Origin of the sequence: Rhizobium mesoamericanum STM3625, from assembly GCF_000312665.1 — a bacterium.
GTDB lineage: Bacteria > Pseudomonadota > Alphaproteobacteria > Rhizobiales > Rhizobiaceae > Rhizobium > Rhizobium mesoamericanum.
Genome location: NZ_HF536772.1, coordinates 1,705,679 through 1,720,652, shown reverse-complemented (window position 1 = coordinate 1,720,652; position 14,974 = coordinate 1,705,679). Strand labels below are relative to the sequence as shown.

Below are 14,974 nucleotides of genomic sequence, written 5' to 3'. Positions count from 1 at the left end.
CTCCAAAAACAAAAAGAGATCGGATGATTGGGGCTCCGGCGGCGATCTACCGGGGCATTCCGAAGTGTGGTGATGTCGAGATACAACGAACGCTGGTCGAAGCCGCCGGTATCCTGCTGCGGAAATCAAAGCGGGACTCGTTGAAGGCGCGGCGCTCTGCATCGCTCATCGGCGAAGCCTACCATGGCGGTCGCTAGACGTCTTGCAATCATTCTGCATCGGATGTGGGCCAACAATTTACCCTATCGCTTTGAGCTGAAGGCCGCCTGAGAGACTTGATTTGAAGGTTGGCGCCGCCGCGCTGATAGAAGTCCCGTTCAGGGAGGAGCGCGCCGACTTCGAAGAGAAGCCAGACTCCTGGCGGGCACTCGTCATCTTCCGGCGCGGGCTCGCAGAGAATGCCCTTAGCTTGATAAGCCCGACTCCAAAAAAACGCCCCGCAACGCTGGCCGCATTGCGGGGCTATTTCGAAAACATGGCTTGTAGCCTAGTTGAGGCGGCTCTTGACGTGGCCGACGGCATCGCTGAAGAGCTCGGACTGAACCTTCGTGTCTGCCTTTTTCGCAAGAACGTTCTCGGCGGCGGCAATTGCCAGATCGACGGCGGCGGAACGGACCGCCTTCATCGCATCGGCTTCCGCCTGCTTGATCTTCTGTTCGGAAACCGCGGTGCGGTTCGCGACGAATTCTTCCGTCTTCTTCTTGGCTTCGGCGGTGAGCATCTCGGCTTCGCGCTCGGCTGCAGCAACGATATGCGCCGCTTCGGCTTCGGCTTCTTTACGCTTGCGCTGATATTCAGCCAGCAGATGTTGGGCCTCTTCGCGCAGACGCTTGGCTTCCGACAGTTCGTTGCGAATTTGATCGGCACGGTCGTCGAGCGACTTTGCCATCATGCCGGGAACCTTCAGGTAGACAACCAGCGCCAGGAAGATGAACAGGCCGATCATCGCAAAGAATGTTGCGTCGAATGCAAATTCCATCGATCAAGCCCCCTTCTTGATGTCAGCAACAGCAGCGGCAACATCTGCCTTTGCCGAGGTGCCGATCAGCTGTTCTACAACAGCGGTTGCGGTTTCTTCCGCTATGGTGCCGACGTCAGCAAATGCCTTCGCCTTGATGTCGGCAATACGACCCTCCGCAGCCTTGAGCTTTTCAGCCAGACCTGCTTCGACGGCCTTACGGTCGGCTTCCGCCTTCAGCTTTGCAGCGTCGCGGGCGGCAGTACCGATCGCGTTCGACTTGGCGCGAGCAGCAGCCAATTCGGCTTCGTAAGCGGCAACATCGGCATCGGCTTCCGCCTTCAGACGGCTTGCCTCGTCGAGATCCTGCGAAATGCGATTGTGGCGCTGCTCGAGGATATTGCCGATGCGCGGTGCGATGACCTTTTGCATGAGCACGAAGAAGACAACGAACGTAATCGCCAGCCATAGCAGCTGTGAGGCGTAAGTCGTCGAATCAAAAGGCGGGAATACGCCGCCACCATGATGCTCGGCTGGTACGCCGGTCTCGGTGTGGACATCGCCTGCTGCCGGGGCGGCATGCGTGTCTGTACCGGTTCCTGCACCAGTTTCTGCGGTTCCCGCCGGGGCCTCTTCGGCGTAAGCCGGGGTCACAAAAAACATGCTCACCTCCAGGTGTACTGCAAATGCAAAGGATCACGGCATGCGGACTGCAGGCCGTGATCCTTCAATGCGCCTGTATTAAACGGCGAAGAGCAGGAGGAGAGCGACGAGCAGCGAGAAGATGCCCAGAGCTTCCGTAACGGCGAAGCCGAAAACCAGACGGCCGAACTGGCTGTCAGCAGCAGACGGGTTGCGCAGAGCGCCGGACAGGTAGCTGCCGAAGATGTTGCCGAGGCCGAGAGCCGTACCGGCCATACCAAAGCAAGCCAGACCTGCACCGATGAACTTTGCTGCTTCCGCTTCCATGTTGAACTCCTTTGAAATGGTTGTGTTGCGGCGAATTGACTGACGTCCTTGGACGTCAATGTCGGTATCCCTTAGTGGCCACCCGGATGGATCGCGTCGTTGAGGTACATGCAAGTCAGCACCGCAAAGACGTAAGCCTGGAGGAAGGCGACGAGGAACTCGAGACCGGTCAGGGCGACCGTCATGATGAGAGGAAGGACAGCGCCACCAATACCGACCGCACCCAGGGCTCCAAGCGAGGCAACGAAACCTGCGAACACTTTGAGGGTGATGTGACCAGCCAGCATATTGGCGAAAAGACGAACGGAGAGCGAAATCGGACGGGACAGGAAGGAAATGATTTCGATCGACACAACAAGGGGCAGAAGAATGCCAGGGACGCCCTGCGGGACAAAAACATTCAGGAAATGGAAGCCATGCTTGTAGAAGCCGTAGACGAGAACCGTGCCGATGACGAGCAGCGCCAGCGCGAAGGTGACGATGATCTGGCTGGTGACCGTAAAGAAGTACGGGAACATGCCGAGGAGGTTTGCCGTCAATACGAACATGAAGAGCGAAAAGACCAATGGGAAGAACTTCATCCCCTTGGATCCGGCGCCTTCCTTTAGCATGTTGGCAATGAACTCGTAGGACATCTCCGCAACCGACTGGGAGCGGCCTGGCACGATCGCCCGGTTCGATGTCGAGAAATAGAGGAAGCCAGCGGCAACGGCGGCGGAGGCCACCATGAAGAGCGATGCATTCGTAAACGAGAAATCAATTCCGCCGACTTCGATCGGCACAATCTTCTGGATCAGGAACTGATGGGTCGGATCGTTAGACACCGCTTGTTCTCTCTATCTTTAGCCCGCGCAAGTCGGGATTATTGCACTGGATCGAACGCCGGAGCGCCCTGCCCTATTTTCCACCATTCTGGCGCTCGCCGGGATCAGGCTTTGCGACCTTCCCCGCAGCACGCAGAACGTTCAATACGCCGGCACAAAATCCAAGAAGAAGAAGAACAATCATCCCCCAAGGCGCAGTGCCGACAAAACGGTCGAGGAGGTAGCCGAGAACGGCGCCAACGACGATTGCGGAGATGAACTCGCTCGAAAGCTTCATCGCTTCGGCATAACCTTTGCGGCTCGCTTCGGCGCTGGCTTCGACAGCCTCTTCCTTCCCCGCCTCTACGCGCTTGGTTGCGAGCTCCGCTCCCAATTGCGCCCGGCGCTTCTCAAGACCTTCCTCGCGGTCGTCCGTCATGGTGCTCTCCTCCACTAGCCGCTGTCCGCGATCCCGCTACCCCGGTTTTCCGGACAACAACCCCAAGGTTTGAGAACCTTTCGGCCCGTTCTGAAGTCGCGCGCAACATAGTTTTAGCAAAAAGCATAGTCAAGGCGTGAGCGGTCGATGTCCAGCCATAAAATAAGTAAGAGAAAACATGTGCTTAGGTCAATCCCGGCGGACTTTGCCAAAATCGACCGGAAGAATCCGCTTTTGCGCGCGGCATGGAGACGGGAAATCGCGTCAGGATCGGCTTTTCCTTTAGCTCCAGCCGCCGCCATAGGTGCGATAGAAGACGTGCAGACCGATGCGACCGACCTTTTCCATGGTCTTGGCCCACTTCGGACGAACGTAGACAGCATGATAATGGGTCGCTGAGCCGACCTGCGGCAGCCAAATCTTGCCGGCGGTCACTGCCATCGCGACTTCGCGGGCGATTCTCCAGTGGTATTGCGAGTTCACCCGATCCTTGATGTTGTCGCAGGCAAAGGAGAACTGGCACCGGTTGCGCCAATCCTCGTTCTGATAGACGACCCCGCAGATGGTCTTCGGGTAAGCCGGGTTGCGGACGCGATTGAGAATGACCTGAGCAACGGCGGCCTGCCCCTTTACCGTTTCGCCGCGCGCTTCGAAATAAATGCCGGATGCCAGGCACTGCTGCTCGGCCGCCGAGAATACCGAGGGCGCCAGGATGCTTGCGGCCCAGGCGTGGTCGCGCGGGCCGATCTGGGGCACAAAGCGTCCATCGTCCGCCTTGTCGGTGAGAATCGAATCAAAGGGCGACTGACGGGAGTAATCCGGCGCGGCCGGCGCATAGGCCGTCGCCAGCACGTCAGCCTTTGGGTTCGTGACAAGGCCAGCCAGCATCGGCGAAACGCCGCGATCCGGCTTAGGCGGTTCCTTCTTATAGAAGTTGGTCGCGATCTCGATTTCCTTGCCCTTGATCTTCGGCTTCACGAAGGCCGACTTATCCCTAAGATTGAAGGTGGGCTGAAAGAGCAGGCGCGTTCTTTGGAGGACAGAGCCGGCGGAAAAGTCCTTTGGCGGCTGCACCTTCTCGACAGCAACGACGCGGCTTTTTTTAGCCGGGCGATTGACGCGGTCTTCATCCGGCGTTGCCTCGTGGCCCTTCTCCTTGGCAATGAAGGCGACCTTGCGGCCGTCGGGCAGGACCATTCCTGCTCCGGCCGCGATTGTACCAGTGACAACTGGGTCGGCAAACGTCAGTTCCGCCTGATGGATCGACCCGGCCGGCGAGCTCGTTAAAACCATGCGCCAGTTTTCCCGTCCCTGGTCGAGGCCGGCAAGCAGAGCGGCGAGGTCAGCATGGGACGCCATCGTCGGCGACATCAGCCACCCACAAACGCCGAAGAGCGCGGGGGAACTCCAATTTTGAAGCAAGAGGCGCAGCTTGCCACGGGAAGGGCTATTTCGACGCAACGCAAGACTCCGGCATGAGACGCATGAACATGCCGTTGAAAATGTCTCATTAACCTTGATGCTTGGTTAATGCGGGCCCTGGGGAGGCAGAAGAATTAGAGCAAGGAAAAATAAATTGCGGCAGATCGCCGGCTTCTACTGAGGTTATTTTGTTCGTCAAATAATGACGTGCGAGCCGAGCTCCACCACGCGGTTTGCCGGCAGACGGAAATAGTCCGACGGATTTGCCGCGGCATTGGCAAGCGCGATGTAAAGGCGATCCTGCCAATAGGGCATACCGGACTTCGCATCGGGGACCAGCTTGCGACGGCCGAGATAGAAAGAGGTCGACATGATGTCGAACTTCAGGCCTGTCTTGCGAAGCGTTGCCAGGGCTTGAGAGACGTTCTGCGACTCCATGAAACCGAACAGGAGTTCGACGCGCGAGAAGCGCTCCGAAATTTGCTCGACCTTGTAACGATCTGCGCTCGGAACGCGGGGCTTGTTGATCGTACGGATTGTTAGGATGACGTTCTTGTCATGCAGGACATGGTTGTGCTTCAGATTGTGCAGCAGGGCCGCAGGCGCCGATTCCGGATCGCTCGTCAGGAAAATCGCGGTGCCGGGCACCTGGGCGGGCGAATGATCGCTCTTGCGCTCGATCGAGCTAACGAAAGATGCCAGCGGGATATCGGTGTGGCGCGTCTTCTCCATCAACAGGGCCGTGCCGCGACGCCAAGTCCACATGATAACCGTGAAGGCGGTCGCCATCAGTATCGGAATGTAGCCGCCGTCATGGATCTTCAACAGGTTTGCACCGAGGAAGATCATTTCCAGACCTACCAGCGGCGCAAGCGCCAGCGTGGCTACCGGGATCGACCAGTTCCAGCGAACACGGACGAAATCGAAGGCCATGATCGAGGTAACGACCATCGCACCCGTTACTGAGATACCGTAGGCGATCGCCAACGCGTCTGACGTCTTAAAACTGATGACAAGGAAAATGACGCCAAAAAAGAGCACGGCATTGACCGACGGCACGAAGATCTGTCCCGTATTTGTTTCCGACGTGAACAGAATTTCCATGCGCGGCAGGAACCCGAGGTTAATTCCCTGACGGATGAGCGAGAAGGCACCCGTAATGACTGCCTGGCTGGCAATGATCGTCGCAGCGGTCGCGAGGATCACTGCCGGCAGCAGCGCCCATTGCGGGAACATCAGGTAGAACGGATCGGACATTGCCGTGGGATTGCCGAGCACCAGCGCTCCCTGCCCCAGATAATTCAGGGTCAGCGCCGGGAAAACCAGCGCAAACCACGCCCACTGGATCGGCTGACGACCGAAGTGTCCGAGATCGGCATAAAGCGCTTCGGCACCCGTCACGGTCAGGAAGACGGCGCCAAGCACCACAACGCCGTAGAACCCCTCATGCAGCAAGAAGCTGACCGCATAGTAAGGGTTGAAAGCGGCAAGGATGCCAAAGTCATCCGAGATGTGCGCAATGCCGGCGGCCGCCATTGCGAGGAACCAGAGCGCCATGATCGGTCCGAAAAAGCGCGCGACGGCACCGGTCCCGCGTGACTGGACGGCAAATAGTAATGCCAAGATGAAGACCGAGATCGGCACGATGTAGCTCGTCAGACTCGGAGCCACGAGCTTCAGGCCTTCGACGGCCGATAGCACCGAGAGCGCCGGCGTAATCATCGCATCGCCGAGGAACAGCGCCGCGCCCACGAGACCAAGCAGCATCAGCAGCGCGGTATGCCCATTAGCGGTCTTCATCAGCAACGCCAGAAGGGAAAGCGTACCGCCTTCGCCTTCGTTGTCCGCGCGCAGCAGGAAAAGCACGTACTTGATGGTGACGATGATCGTCAAAGCCCAAATCATCAGCGAGATAAGGCTGATCACTTCGAAGCGTGTGAGGCCGTCGATCGCGACGGGCTTCAATGCTTCGCGGAACGCATAAAGCGGGCTTGTACCGATATCGCCATAGACAACGCCTATCGACCCCAGCGCAAGATAGAACAGCTTGCGAGGCTTCATCGTGCGTTCGTGTGAATGGCTACCTTCGTGCATGAAATGAAAACAGGCCCTCAGAGCCAGCCTTTCCATCGGAAAAAGAAGAAGGGAATGATGGCGGACAACACCATGAGCCCAATCGAATAGGGATATCCGTGGACGAAGTGCAGTTCCGGCATGAATTCGAAATTCATGCCGTAGATGGAGGCGACCAGCGTCGGCGGCAAGAATACCACGGACGCGATCGAAAAAATCTTGATGATCGAGTTTTGCTCGATGTTGATCAGGCCGAGCGAGGCGTCGAGCAGGAAGGTGATATTGCCCGCGATGAAGGACGCATGCTCATTGAGCGACTGGATGTCGCGCGAGACAGTCTTGCACAGTTCCTTGGTGTCGCGGTCTTGCTGGACAGCAGGAATGCTGAAGAAGAACGTCATGAGCCGGGAGAGCGACGCGAGGCTGTCACGCACCTTGCTGACAAGGCGATGATGGCCCGCGATGTCCCTGAGCTTTTCTTCCAGATAGTTCGAAGGCTTGCGAACCTTCCTGGCCCGTTCACCGAACACATGCGTCGACAGGATGTCTATGCGCGCCACCGAGAGTTCCAGGATCTCCGCCGTTCGATCGATCACGGTTTCGAATAGTTTCGCCAGTAATGCCGCGCCGCTTCGCCACTGCTGTGGCACGCGCGGAAGAGCCGCAATGAAGAGCGCAAACGATTTTGGCTGCGCGTAGCGGATGGTGATCAGCCGCTTGCCGGCAAGGATGAATGCAACGTCGGTCAGCGTCGGCGCATCGGTTTCGGCCTTCCAGACCAAAGAGGCCGTCATGAACACGGCATCATTTTCGGTATAGAGGCGGGCCGATGGCTCGATATCCTTGAGATCGTCCCGCGTCGGAACCTCGATGCCAAGCGCACTTTCAACAAAGCGTTCCTCTTCGCGCGAAGGCTCGATCATGTCGATCCACATGACATCGTCACGCAATAAACCGTTCGACAGATCGCCGATCTCGACTGGCCTGCAATTGGAACAGTAGGCCGTGATCACCGGATAGTCCTCCGGCGATCCGGGCACTGTGCGCACATCGCTCTGTTCATCGAAAGCCCTTCCACGGCGCGCCGACTGCGAGAGCGCGCGGGATGCAAGTTCTCGATCTTGACGACGGCGATTGAAGAAAGCTCATACAACTCCTGGCACATCCGGCAACCGCCGAGATATGCAACATGCTCATCCGCATCGCAGTCACCAATCCTTCGACCAAGATAACTCCGAACGTGCAGGTGACCAGTCCCGTCAGGGTGGTCATCATTGAGCATTCGCAAAACGCCGCCCCCATGGCAACGGCGCGCCATATGACGGAAAGCTGCGAAAGAATCAAGACGTGTTATGTCCACTGCGCCGTTTGACCACACTTCCTCCATAATTGGGAGCCTAGCGGCGGCGCAGCGTTCACTCGAAAACGATCGCCGGCGCGGCCCTCTGCGGTTGCCCACCGAGTTGCTGCCAGACCCTGGCGGCAATCTCGCGATAGATGCCGGCGACAATGCCGTTTGGCTCCGTGGCGACAAGCGGCGTTCCGGCATCGGATGTCTCGCGGATATTCATCGTCAGCGGCACCTCGCCGAGGAATGGCACACCAATGCGCTCAGCTTCCTTGCGCGCGCCGCCATGACCAAAGATATCATAGCGCGTGCCAGTATCTGGCGCGATAAAATAGCTCATGTTCTCGACGATGCCGAGCACAGGAACCTCGACCTTCTTGAACATGTTCAACCCCTTGCGGGCATCCACAAGCGCGAGATCCTGCGGGGTCGAGACAATGACGGCGCCGGCCAGCGGCACTTGTTGTGCCATCGTCAGCTGCGCATCGCCGGTTCCAGGCGGCATATCGACGACGAGCACGTCGAGCTCGCCCCAGGCAACCTCGCGCAGCATTTGCATCAATGCAGATTGCACCATTGGACCACGCCAGATCATGGCTGTCTCCTCGTCAACGAGGAAGCCCATCGACATAACCTTTAGTCCGTAATTTTCCATTGGATTGATGATGCGGCCGTCAATCTGGGTGGGGCGACCGGAGATCTTCAGCAGTCGGGGCATCGACGGACCGTAAATATCTGCGTCGAGGACGCCGACGCGCAGGCCGTTTGCCTGGAGACCGAGCGCAAGATTGACGGCGGTTGTAGACTTGCCCACGCCCCCCTTGCCGGAGGCGACGGCGATGATCGCGTTGATACCTGGGACACCGAGCTTGCCCGCGCGTTGCTGTTGCGGTGCGTGCGCGTGGCCATGATGATCATGGCCCGCCTGCGGCTGTGGGCGTGACACCGGCGCCGAGCCAGAACCGACCTTCTTGTCTGCCGTCAGGGCAACGAGCGCTCCTTTGACGCCCGGCATTTCCCTGATGACCCGTTCGGCCGCAAGACGAAGCGGCTCAAGCTCCTTGGCGCTCTCCGCCGGGACGGTGATGGAGAAATAGACCTTGGCGTCGGAGATGAAGACATCAGACACCATGCCGAGCTCGACAATATCGTGTTCAAGATCGGGACCGCGCACGGTCTTCAGCGTTTCGAGAACCTGTTCTTTGGTGACGCCGGTCATTCCATCCTCACTGCCCTAGTTGGCACTCTAGATAGAGGACCGCCGCGTCTTCGCCAAATAAAATCGGCAATCACGGGCGCCATTGAGGAAACGGGATCAACCGGAAGGCCGCTGCGACATCAAGTCCGCCGGGCTTTCGCCCTGATAGTCGCAACAGCCTCCAGGATACCGGGTAAGCCTTGCGAACTAGAGCATCCGTGGCCAAAGGCCAGCACAAAACGCAAATCGGAGGAATAAGAGCGGAGGAATGCCACGCTTGCCGTCTCAAAAGCAACAACCACCGCCGACGGCAGAGCCTGAGATCGGGCATCGTGGCGTCGGCGGCGGCATGCGGGTCGCGCCGTTCATTCGGCGTCGTTACCAGGTCCCCTCTGGACCGCTGGAGAGAAAGAAGCAGAAAACGTGCCAACTGGAAAACATTCGCAAGAGGCGGCGTGTTGCGGTGACCACGTCGTCCGTTTTGGCGAAGATTTAGGCGCGAATTCGTGCGAAGCCCACAATTTGCGCAGCCCTTACTTTATCAGGCCGATCCGCAGCGCCTTGGCGACTGCCTGTGTGCGGTTTACCGTATCGAGTTTCTTGGTTGCACGGTTGAGGTAGTGGTTGACCGTATGCTCGGAGAGGGTGAGGATCTCGGCAATCTCCACACTGGTCTTACCGGCAGCCGTCCAGTTCAGACAGTCGATCTCGCGGTCGGTCAAGGTATCCGTGACTCGGTTGTCATGACTGCGAATCTCGGCCAGTCGATCGAAGACGTGGACGGAAATATAATGGAGTTCGCGCATTTCTTCGGTGGTGAATGCCTCACGATCGCCCGAAAATGAAACGGCGCCCCGGCCACCGGAAGACTCATGGGTTGGAAAATAGGCGCAACGCATCATGTGAAAGCGCTCAAAGAGCGCCTTGACGAGGCCAGCCTTCCCGTCCGGCCGATCGAGTTTCGCCAGCGACACGTCGTTGAAGAAGGGCGTCGTCGATGTCCGTAGCCGCTTCATGACCGGGCTGTTGGCCACCAGCCCCTCATGGTCGTAGGCCGCCAAAAGTTCCACCGGCCAACTCGAGATAACGGTGTTGCTTTGCAAGTCCCGTGCTGTCACGGAGGGAAGATTGAAAACCATGAAGGCCCGCGTCCGATACGCTTCGGTCACTTTTTTCATGAAGCGGAAAATATCGAACTGGGTTTTCAGTCCTGCGACCTCACTTACGTGGACGTCTACGGAAGATCCTGGCTGCGATGGGGTCATTTATTTGTTCGACTCGATAGATGGTTCCTGAAGGAGACGGCCGTCTCACCCGCGCCGTCGCTATTTGTATCGCCGATGACGATTATCAGCACATACACCCCAGGATGGGGGATTGACGAGCGTCAATTGTGATGATTCATCAGAAATTCTCAATATTGTGCTTTCGGCGGATATGCCCCTTGCTCAGCGACGTGGGCCAAGCCCAATCCGCATGGCCTCCATGATCCGTGCCGCTGCCTCCTGGATCGGGCCTGCCCACTGCGAAAGCTTTTCCATGGTGAGCCGATAGGCCGGACCGGTCACCGAAACACCGCCGACAAGCGACAAATTCTCGGACCAGATAGGGGCCGCGACGCACCGGATTCCGACTTCGTGCTCCTCACGGTCGAAGGCATGGCCCAGTTTTCGTATCTCCTCAACCTCGGCAAGAAGCGACTGAGCCGTATGGGTGTTGGCGGTGAAGCGATGGAAGGAAATATCCTCCAACAAGGCCTTAACCCGCACCTCGGGCAAGATGGACAAGGCCGCCTTGCCTACGCCAGTGCAATAGACCGGCGAAGCGTTGCCGATCTGCGAGTACATCCTGACGGGCTGTTGCCCTTCGAACTTGTCGAGGTAGATGATCGAGGTCCCGCGCAGCACGCCGAGATGGACCGTTTCACCAGTCAGGCCCTGGAGCGCCCTGAGGTGCGGCTCAGCCATAACACGGAACTCGTTGCGCCCCCAGCTGCGAGAGGCGAGATCCAATAGCCGCAAGCCCGGTAAATAGCGTCCGTCCGTATCGATTTCGAGCAGCCCCTCCTCCACGAGATGGCTCAGCTGGCGATGAAGAGTGCCGCGGGGCTGATCGGTGACCTCCAGTATGTCGGTGAAGCGCATGGGGCCGTCGGCGTGGCTCACGAGATCCAGAAGGACCATCAGCTTACCTAGGGTGCCTGTGTCGCGCTTTGCGCGCGCACTCTCTTTTGCCACACTCATCATTGCCCCAAATGCCTTGACAGGAATACCAACGTAATCGGATAATTCCACATAGTCAAATTGAGTTCCACATAATGGAACGCTTGGGAGGAAATGGTGACGAGTATTGTTGCGCAGTTTCCGGAGTTCAGGGATCGAAGTGTGCTGATCACCGGAGGCGGGTCCGGCATCGGGGCAGCTATCGTCCAGGGTTTTGCCTGCCAGGGGGCGAAGGTTTCTTTCATCGATGTCGCGGAAACGGAAAGCCATGAGCTTGTCGAGAGGCTGTCGCGCGACACGCTGCATCCCATCCGCTTCCACAAGGCAGATTTGCGCAATGTTGCAGATATCCGCCGGACGGTCGATGAAATAGTCGCTCACTCTGGCCCGATCAGCGTGCTCGTCAACAATGCCGCGCGCGACGACCGGCACGATTTCGAGACCGTGACCGAGGAATATTGGAACGATAACCAGGCGACCAATCTGCGCCACGTCTTTTTTACCACACAGGCCGTCGCGCCCTCGATGCGCGCTGCCGGCGGCGGCGCGGTGATCAACATGTCGTCGATCGCCTTTCTCCTCAATATGCCGGAATTTCCTGCCTATTCGGCCGCAAAAGCCGGTGTAATCGGGCTAACGAAAAGTCTGGCCGGTAAGCTCGGACCTGATAACATCCGCGTCAATTGTATTCTGCCGGGCATGATCGTGACCGATCGTCAGATGAAACTCTGGCTCACCGAAGAGGGCATCGCTCGGACAGTGCAGCGGCAGTGCATCAAGAAGGTCCTACACGCCGACGCCATCGTTGGTCCGTGCCTGTTTCTGGCGTCGAGCTGCGCGGCAGCGATAAGCGCCCAATCTCTTATTGTCGATGGAGGCATTTTCTAATGGCGGATCCCGCTTATGTCGCGGTGGATTGGGGAACGAGCAGTTTCCGGCTTTGGCTGATGGACAAGGATGACAGCATCCTTGCCGAAAGCCGCAGCAATGAAGGAATGACGACGGCTGCGAAGACCGGCTTTGCCGAGGTTCTGGCCTCGCACCTGGCCAAGGTGAATTCGCCGGAAAATCTTCCGGTCATCATTTGCGGCATGGCAGGCGCCAAGCAGGGATGGGTCGAGGCAGGCTATGTCGACGTGCCGACGTCGCTATCTTCCATCCTCACCCGCACGGCAATTGTTCCCGGCGAGAGCCGGGACGTCCGGATCCTTCCGGGACTTGCGCAAAGGGATCAGACAAGGCCCGACGTCATGCGCGGCGAGGAAACACAGCTTCTCGGCGCGCTTGGCCCGGCAAGCACCGGATCACAGGCAGTGTGCATGCCCGGTACGCATTCCAAGTGGGTGCGCGTCACGGACGGACGGGTTACCGGCTTCTCCAGCTTCATGACGGGCGAACTCTTCGATGCAATATCCAAGCATACGATCCTGTCGCATGCCGTCGCCGGCGCGGAGCAGACGCCGACAGATGAGGCAGCCTTCGATAGCGCGATCAAAGCAGCCTACGCGCAGCCGGCAATGGCGACGAACCTCTTCTTTACGGCGCGCTCCGGACAGCTGCTGCATGGTCTGACGGCCGCAGCGGCACAGGCCAAGATCTCCGGCACATTGATCGGTCTGGAAATCGCCGGCGCCATTGCGGCGGCGGGGGCGGGCGTCAGCATTACCCTTGTGGCCGCCGGCCGACTGCAGGGTCTTTATGAAGCGGCCTTCAAGGCACTATCATTATCCTTTAACACGATTGACGCCGACACTGCTGTCCGTGGCGGGCTTGCCGCCGCCGCCAAAGCCATTTGGCCGAATTAGGAAAGTACCAAAGCGATGAACCGCATCCCCTTCCCCACAATGAAGCGCCAGCTCATTGCCATTCTTCGGGGCATCAAACCCGAAGAGACCGAAAGCGTCGTCGGAGCACTGATCGACAGCGGACTGACCGCGATCGAAATTCCGCTGAACTCGCCCGACCCGTTCAAGTCGATCGAGATCGCCGCGAGAATGGCGCCTGCCAATTGTCTGATCGGCGCTGGAACCGTTCTGACGACGGCGGCCGTCGACAGCCTGAATTCGGCGGGCGGCAAGCTTTTGGTTACGCCGAACGTCGAGCCTGAAGTCATCGTGCTTGCCCGTGACTACGGCATGGTCACGATGCCTGGCGTGTTCACCCCGACAGAAGCGCTGGCCGCAGCCCGCGCCGGCGCTACGGGGCTGAAATTTTTTCCCGCCAGCGTTCTCGGCCCGTCCGGAATCACCGCGATCCGCGCAATTCTACCGCCAGAACTCGTGATCGCGGCCGTCGGCGGTGTCTCGGACAAGAATTTCGGGGATTATACAAAAGCTGGCATCCGTGCCTTCGGTCTCGGCACCAGCCTCTACAAGCCTGGAATGACCGCGGCAGAGGTTGCCGAGCGCGCCAAGGCGACCATTTACGCCTATGATGCAGCCGTAGGAGCTTAAGGAGAATGACCGAAATTCACGAGTTTGCGGGCAGGACGCTCTGCAACACCAACTCCGTGCTGGGCGAAGGCCCGACCTACGATCCAGGCACAAACACGGTCTGGTGGTTCAACATTCTCGGCAAGGAACTGCACGAGCTGAACCTTTCGACGGACGAGAAGAAAGTGCACCAGTTGCCCATGATGGCGAGCGTGCTCGCCCGCATCGATGCCGGCCGCCAACTGCTTGCGACCGAACAGGGCCTCTTTATCCGCGATACGAAGAGCGGAAGTCTAACGTTTTATGCCGCGCTCGAAAGCGACAAGCCGGAGAACCGCTCGAACGACGGCCGCACGCATCCCTCAGGCGCGCTGTGGATCGGTACGATGAGTAAGCGGGCAGAAAGCCGCGCCGGCGCGATCTATCATGTTGCCGGTGGTCGCGTGACAAAGATCTTCGACGGCATCAGCATTCCGAACTCGATCTGCTTCTCGCCGGACGGGACGATGGGCTATTTCACCGACACTCGCATTAGCCGCCTGATGCGCGTAATGGTCGATCCGCACACCGGCCTGCCGACTGGTGAACCGATTGTCCTTGTCGACACCATGGACGAGCCGGGTGGCATCGATGGTTCGGTCGTCGATGCCGATGGATACATTTGGAATGCCCGTTGGGGCGCCGGCACGGTCGATCGCTACAGCCCTGATGGGCTGCGCATCTCGCGCTATAAAGTCCCGGCCGCCCAGCCCTCCTGCCCTGCCTTCATCGGACCGAACGGCGACCGCCTTGCAGTCACCACGGCATGGGAAGGATTGGATGACGATGCGCGATCGGCGCAACCCCAGGCTGGGTCCCTACTTGAACTTGACGTCACTGTGAAGGGAGTTTTTGACCCCGTTTATGTGATCTGACGCGAACTGAAGACAATCAGGAGGGTGTCCCTTGGGCGTGTCCCAAGGACACCCTTCTTGTTTTTTCATCGATCGGGAGGGTGATTACCACGCGCCTGTAGCATCTGGCTAAGCATTCTCCTAAATTAGCAATTTTTGCGCGATCTTTTTCTGGAACCATTAGAATTCCCATTCATTTCAATAGGGAACTGGCCAA

At 58.5% G+C, this 14,974-nt stretch carries 16 protein-coding genes; 5 read left to right on the top strand and 11 right to left on the bottom strand.

What is annotated here, in order from left to right; all coding sequences use genetic code 11:
- Positions 1–197, top strand: a 197-nt coding sequence (locus BN77_RS33435; protein ID WP_208856432.1) for a hypothetical protein, incomplete at its 5' end; no start/stop codon positions are given.
- 290 nt (positions 198–487) lie between these two features.
- On the opposite strand, the gene BN77_RS08345 is transcribed toward BN77_RS33435, so the two are convergent.
- From BN77_RS08345 to BN77_RS08285, 11 genes are all read right to left on the bottom strand, one after another.
- Positions 488–979 (bottom strand): F0F1 ATP synthase subunit B, encoded by a 492-nt coding sequence (locus BN77_RS08345; RefSeq protein WP_007530484.1) that lies wholly within the window; start codon positions 977–979, stop codon positions 488–490.
- Positions 980–982: 3 nt separating this feature from the next.
- On the bottom strand, positions 983–1,621 hold the full coding sequence (locus BN77_RS08340) for a F0F1 ATP synthase subunit B (protein WP_007530483.1): 639 nt from the start codon (positions 1,619–1,621) through the stop codon (positions 983–985).
- A 78-nt stretch (positions 1,622–1,699) separates the two neighbouring features.
- Positions 1,700–1,927, bottom strand: coding sequence for a F0F1 ATP synthase subunit C (locus BN77_RS08335; protein WP_003588243.1), 228 nt, complete (start codon positions 1,925–1,927; stop codon positions 1,700–1,702).
- A gap of 71 nt (positions 1,928–1,998) precedes the next feature.
- Complete coding sequence (locus tag BN77_RS08330; protein ID WP_007530463.1) at positions 1,999–2,751, bottom strand: F0F1 ATP synthase subunit A; 753 nt, start codon at positions 2,749–2,751, stop codon at positions 1,999–2,001.
- Positions 2,752–2,824: 73 nt separating this feature from the next.
- On the bottom strand, positions 2,825–3,169 hold the full coding sequence (locus BN77_RS08325) for an AtpZ/AtpI family protein (protein WP_007530461.1): 345 nt from the start codon (positions 3,167–3,169) through the stop codon (positions 2,825–2,827).
- Between the two features lie 282 nt (positions 3,170–3,451).
- Positions 3,452–4,630 carry a cell wall hydrolase gene (locus BN77_RS08320; protein WP_040676906.1) on the bottom strand — a complete coding sequence of 393 codons (1,179 nt, stop codon included), beginning with the start codon at positions 4,628–4,630 and terminating at the stop codon, positions 3,452–3,454.
- Between the two features lie 156 nt (positions 4,631–4,786).
- Positions 4,787–6,685, bottom strand: a complete 1,899-nt coding sequence (locus BN77_RS08315; RefSeq protein WP_007530457.1) for a potassium transporter Kup — start codon at positions 6,683–6,685, stop codon at positions 4,787–4,789.
- Between the two features lie 17 nt (positions 6,686–6,702).
- Positions 6,703–7,677 (bottom strand): magnesium transporter CorA family protein, encoded by a 975-nt coding sequence (locus BN77_RS08310; RefSeq protein WP_040677649.1) that lies wholly within the window; start codon positions 7,675–7,677, stop codon positions 6,703–6,705.
- 402 nt (positions 7,678–8,079) lie between these two features.
- Positions 8,080–9,231: an iron-sulfur cluster carrier protein ApbC gene (apbC, locus tag BN77_RS08300; RefSeq protein ID WP_007530454.1), complete on the bottom strand. Its 1,152-nt coding sequence runs from the start codon at positions 9,229–9,231 to the stop codon at positions 8,080–8,082.
- A gap of 512 nt (positions 9,232–9,743) precedes the next feature.
- A complete protein-coding gene (locus BN77_RS08290) occupies positions 9,744–10,475 on the bottom strand; it encodes a helix-turn-helix transcriptional regulator (RefSeq protein WP_007530450.1) in 732 nt (243 codons plus the stop codon).
- A gap of 183 nt (positions 10,476–10,658) precedes the next feature.
- On the bottom strand, positions 10,659–11,453 hold the full coding sequence (locus BN77_RS08285; RefSeq protein WP_040677647.1) for an IclR family transcriptional regulator: 795 nt from the start codon (positions 11,451–11,453) through the stop codon (positions 10,659–10,661).
- A 93-nt stretch (positions 11,454–11,546) separates the two neighbouring features.
- Here BN77_RS08285 and BN77_RS08280 point away from each other — a divergent pair, with 93 nt between their 5' ends.
- From BN77_RS08280 to BN77_RS08265, 4 genes are read left to right on the top strand one after another with little or no spacing between them, the layout of a single operon-like run.
- Positions 11,547–12,320 (top strand): SDR family NAD(P)-dependent oxidoreductase, encoded by a 774-nt coding sequence (locus tag BN77_RS08280; RefSeq protein ID WP_425280186.1) that lies wholly within the window; start codon positions 11,547–11,549, stop codon positions 12,318–12,320.
- The gene (locus BN77_RS08275; protein ID WP_007530445.1) at positions 12,320–13,237 is read left to right on the top strand and encodes a 2-dehydro-3-deoxygalactonokinase; all 918 of its coding nucleotides are present in this window, start codon (positions 12,320–12,322) and stop codon (positions 13,235–13,237) included. The genes BN77_RS08280 and BN77_RS08275 overlap by 1 nt, the downstream gene beginning before the upstream one ends.
- A gap of 15 nt (positions 13,238–13,252) precedes the next feature.
- A complete protein-coding gene (locus BN77_RS08270; RefSeq protein WP_007530443.1) occupies positions 13,253–13,885 on the top strand; it encodes a 2-dehydro-3-deoxy-6-phosphogalactonate aldolase in 633 nt (210 codons plus the stop codon).
- Between the two features lie 5 nt (positions 13,886–13,890).
- Positions 13,891–14,778, top strand: a complete 888-nt coding sequence (locus tag BN77_RS08265) for an SMP-30/gluconolactonase/LRE family protein (protein WP_007530441.1) — start codon at positions 13,891–13,893, stop codon at positions 14,776–14,778.
- The last annotated feature ends 196 nt before the right edge of the window (positions 14,779–14,974 follow it).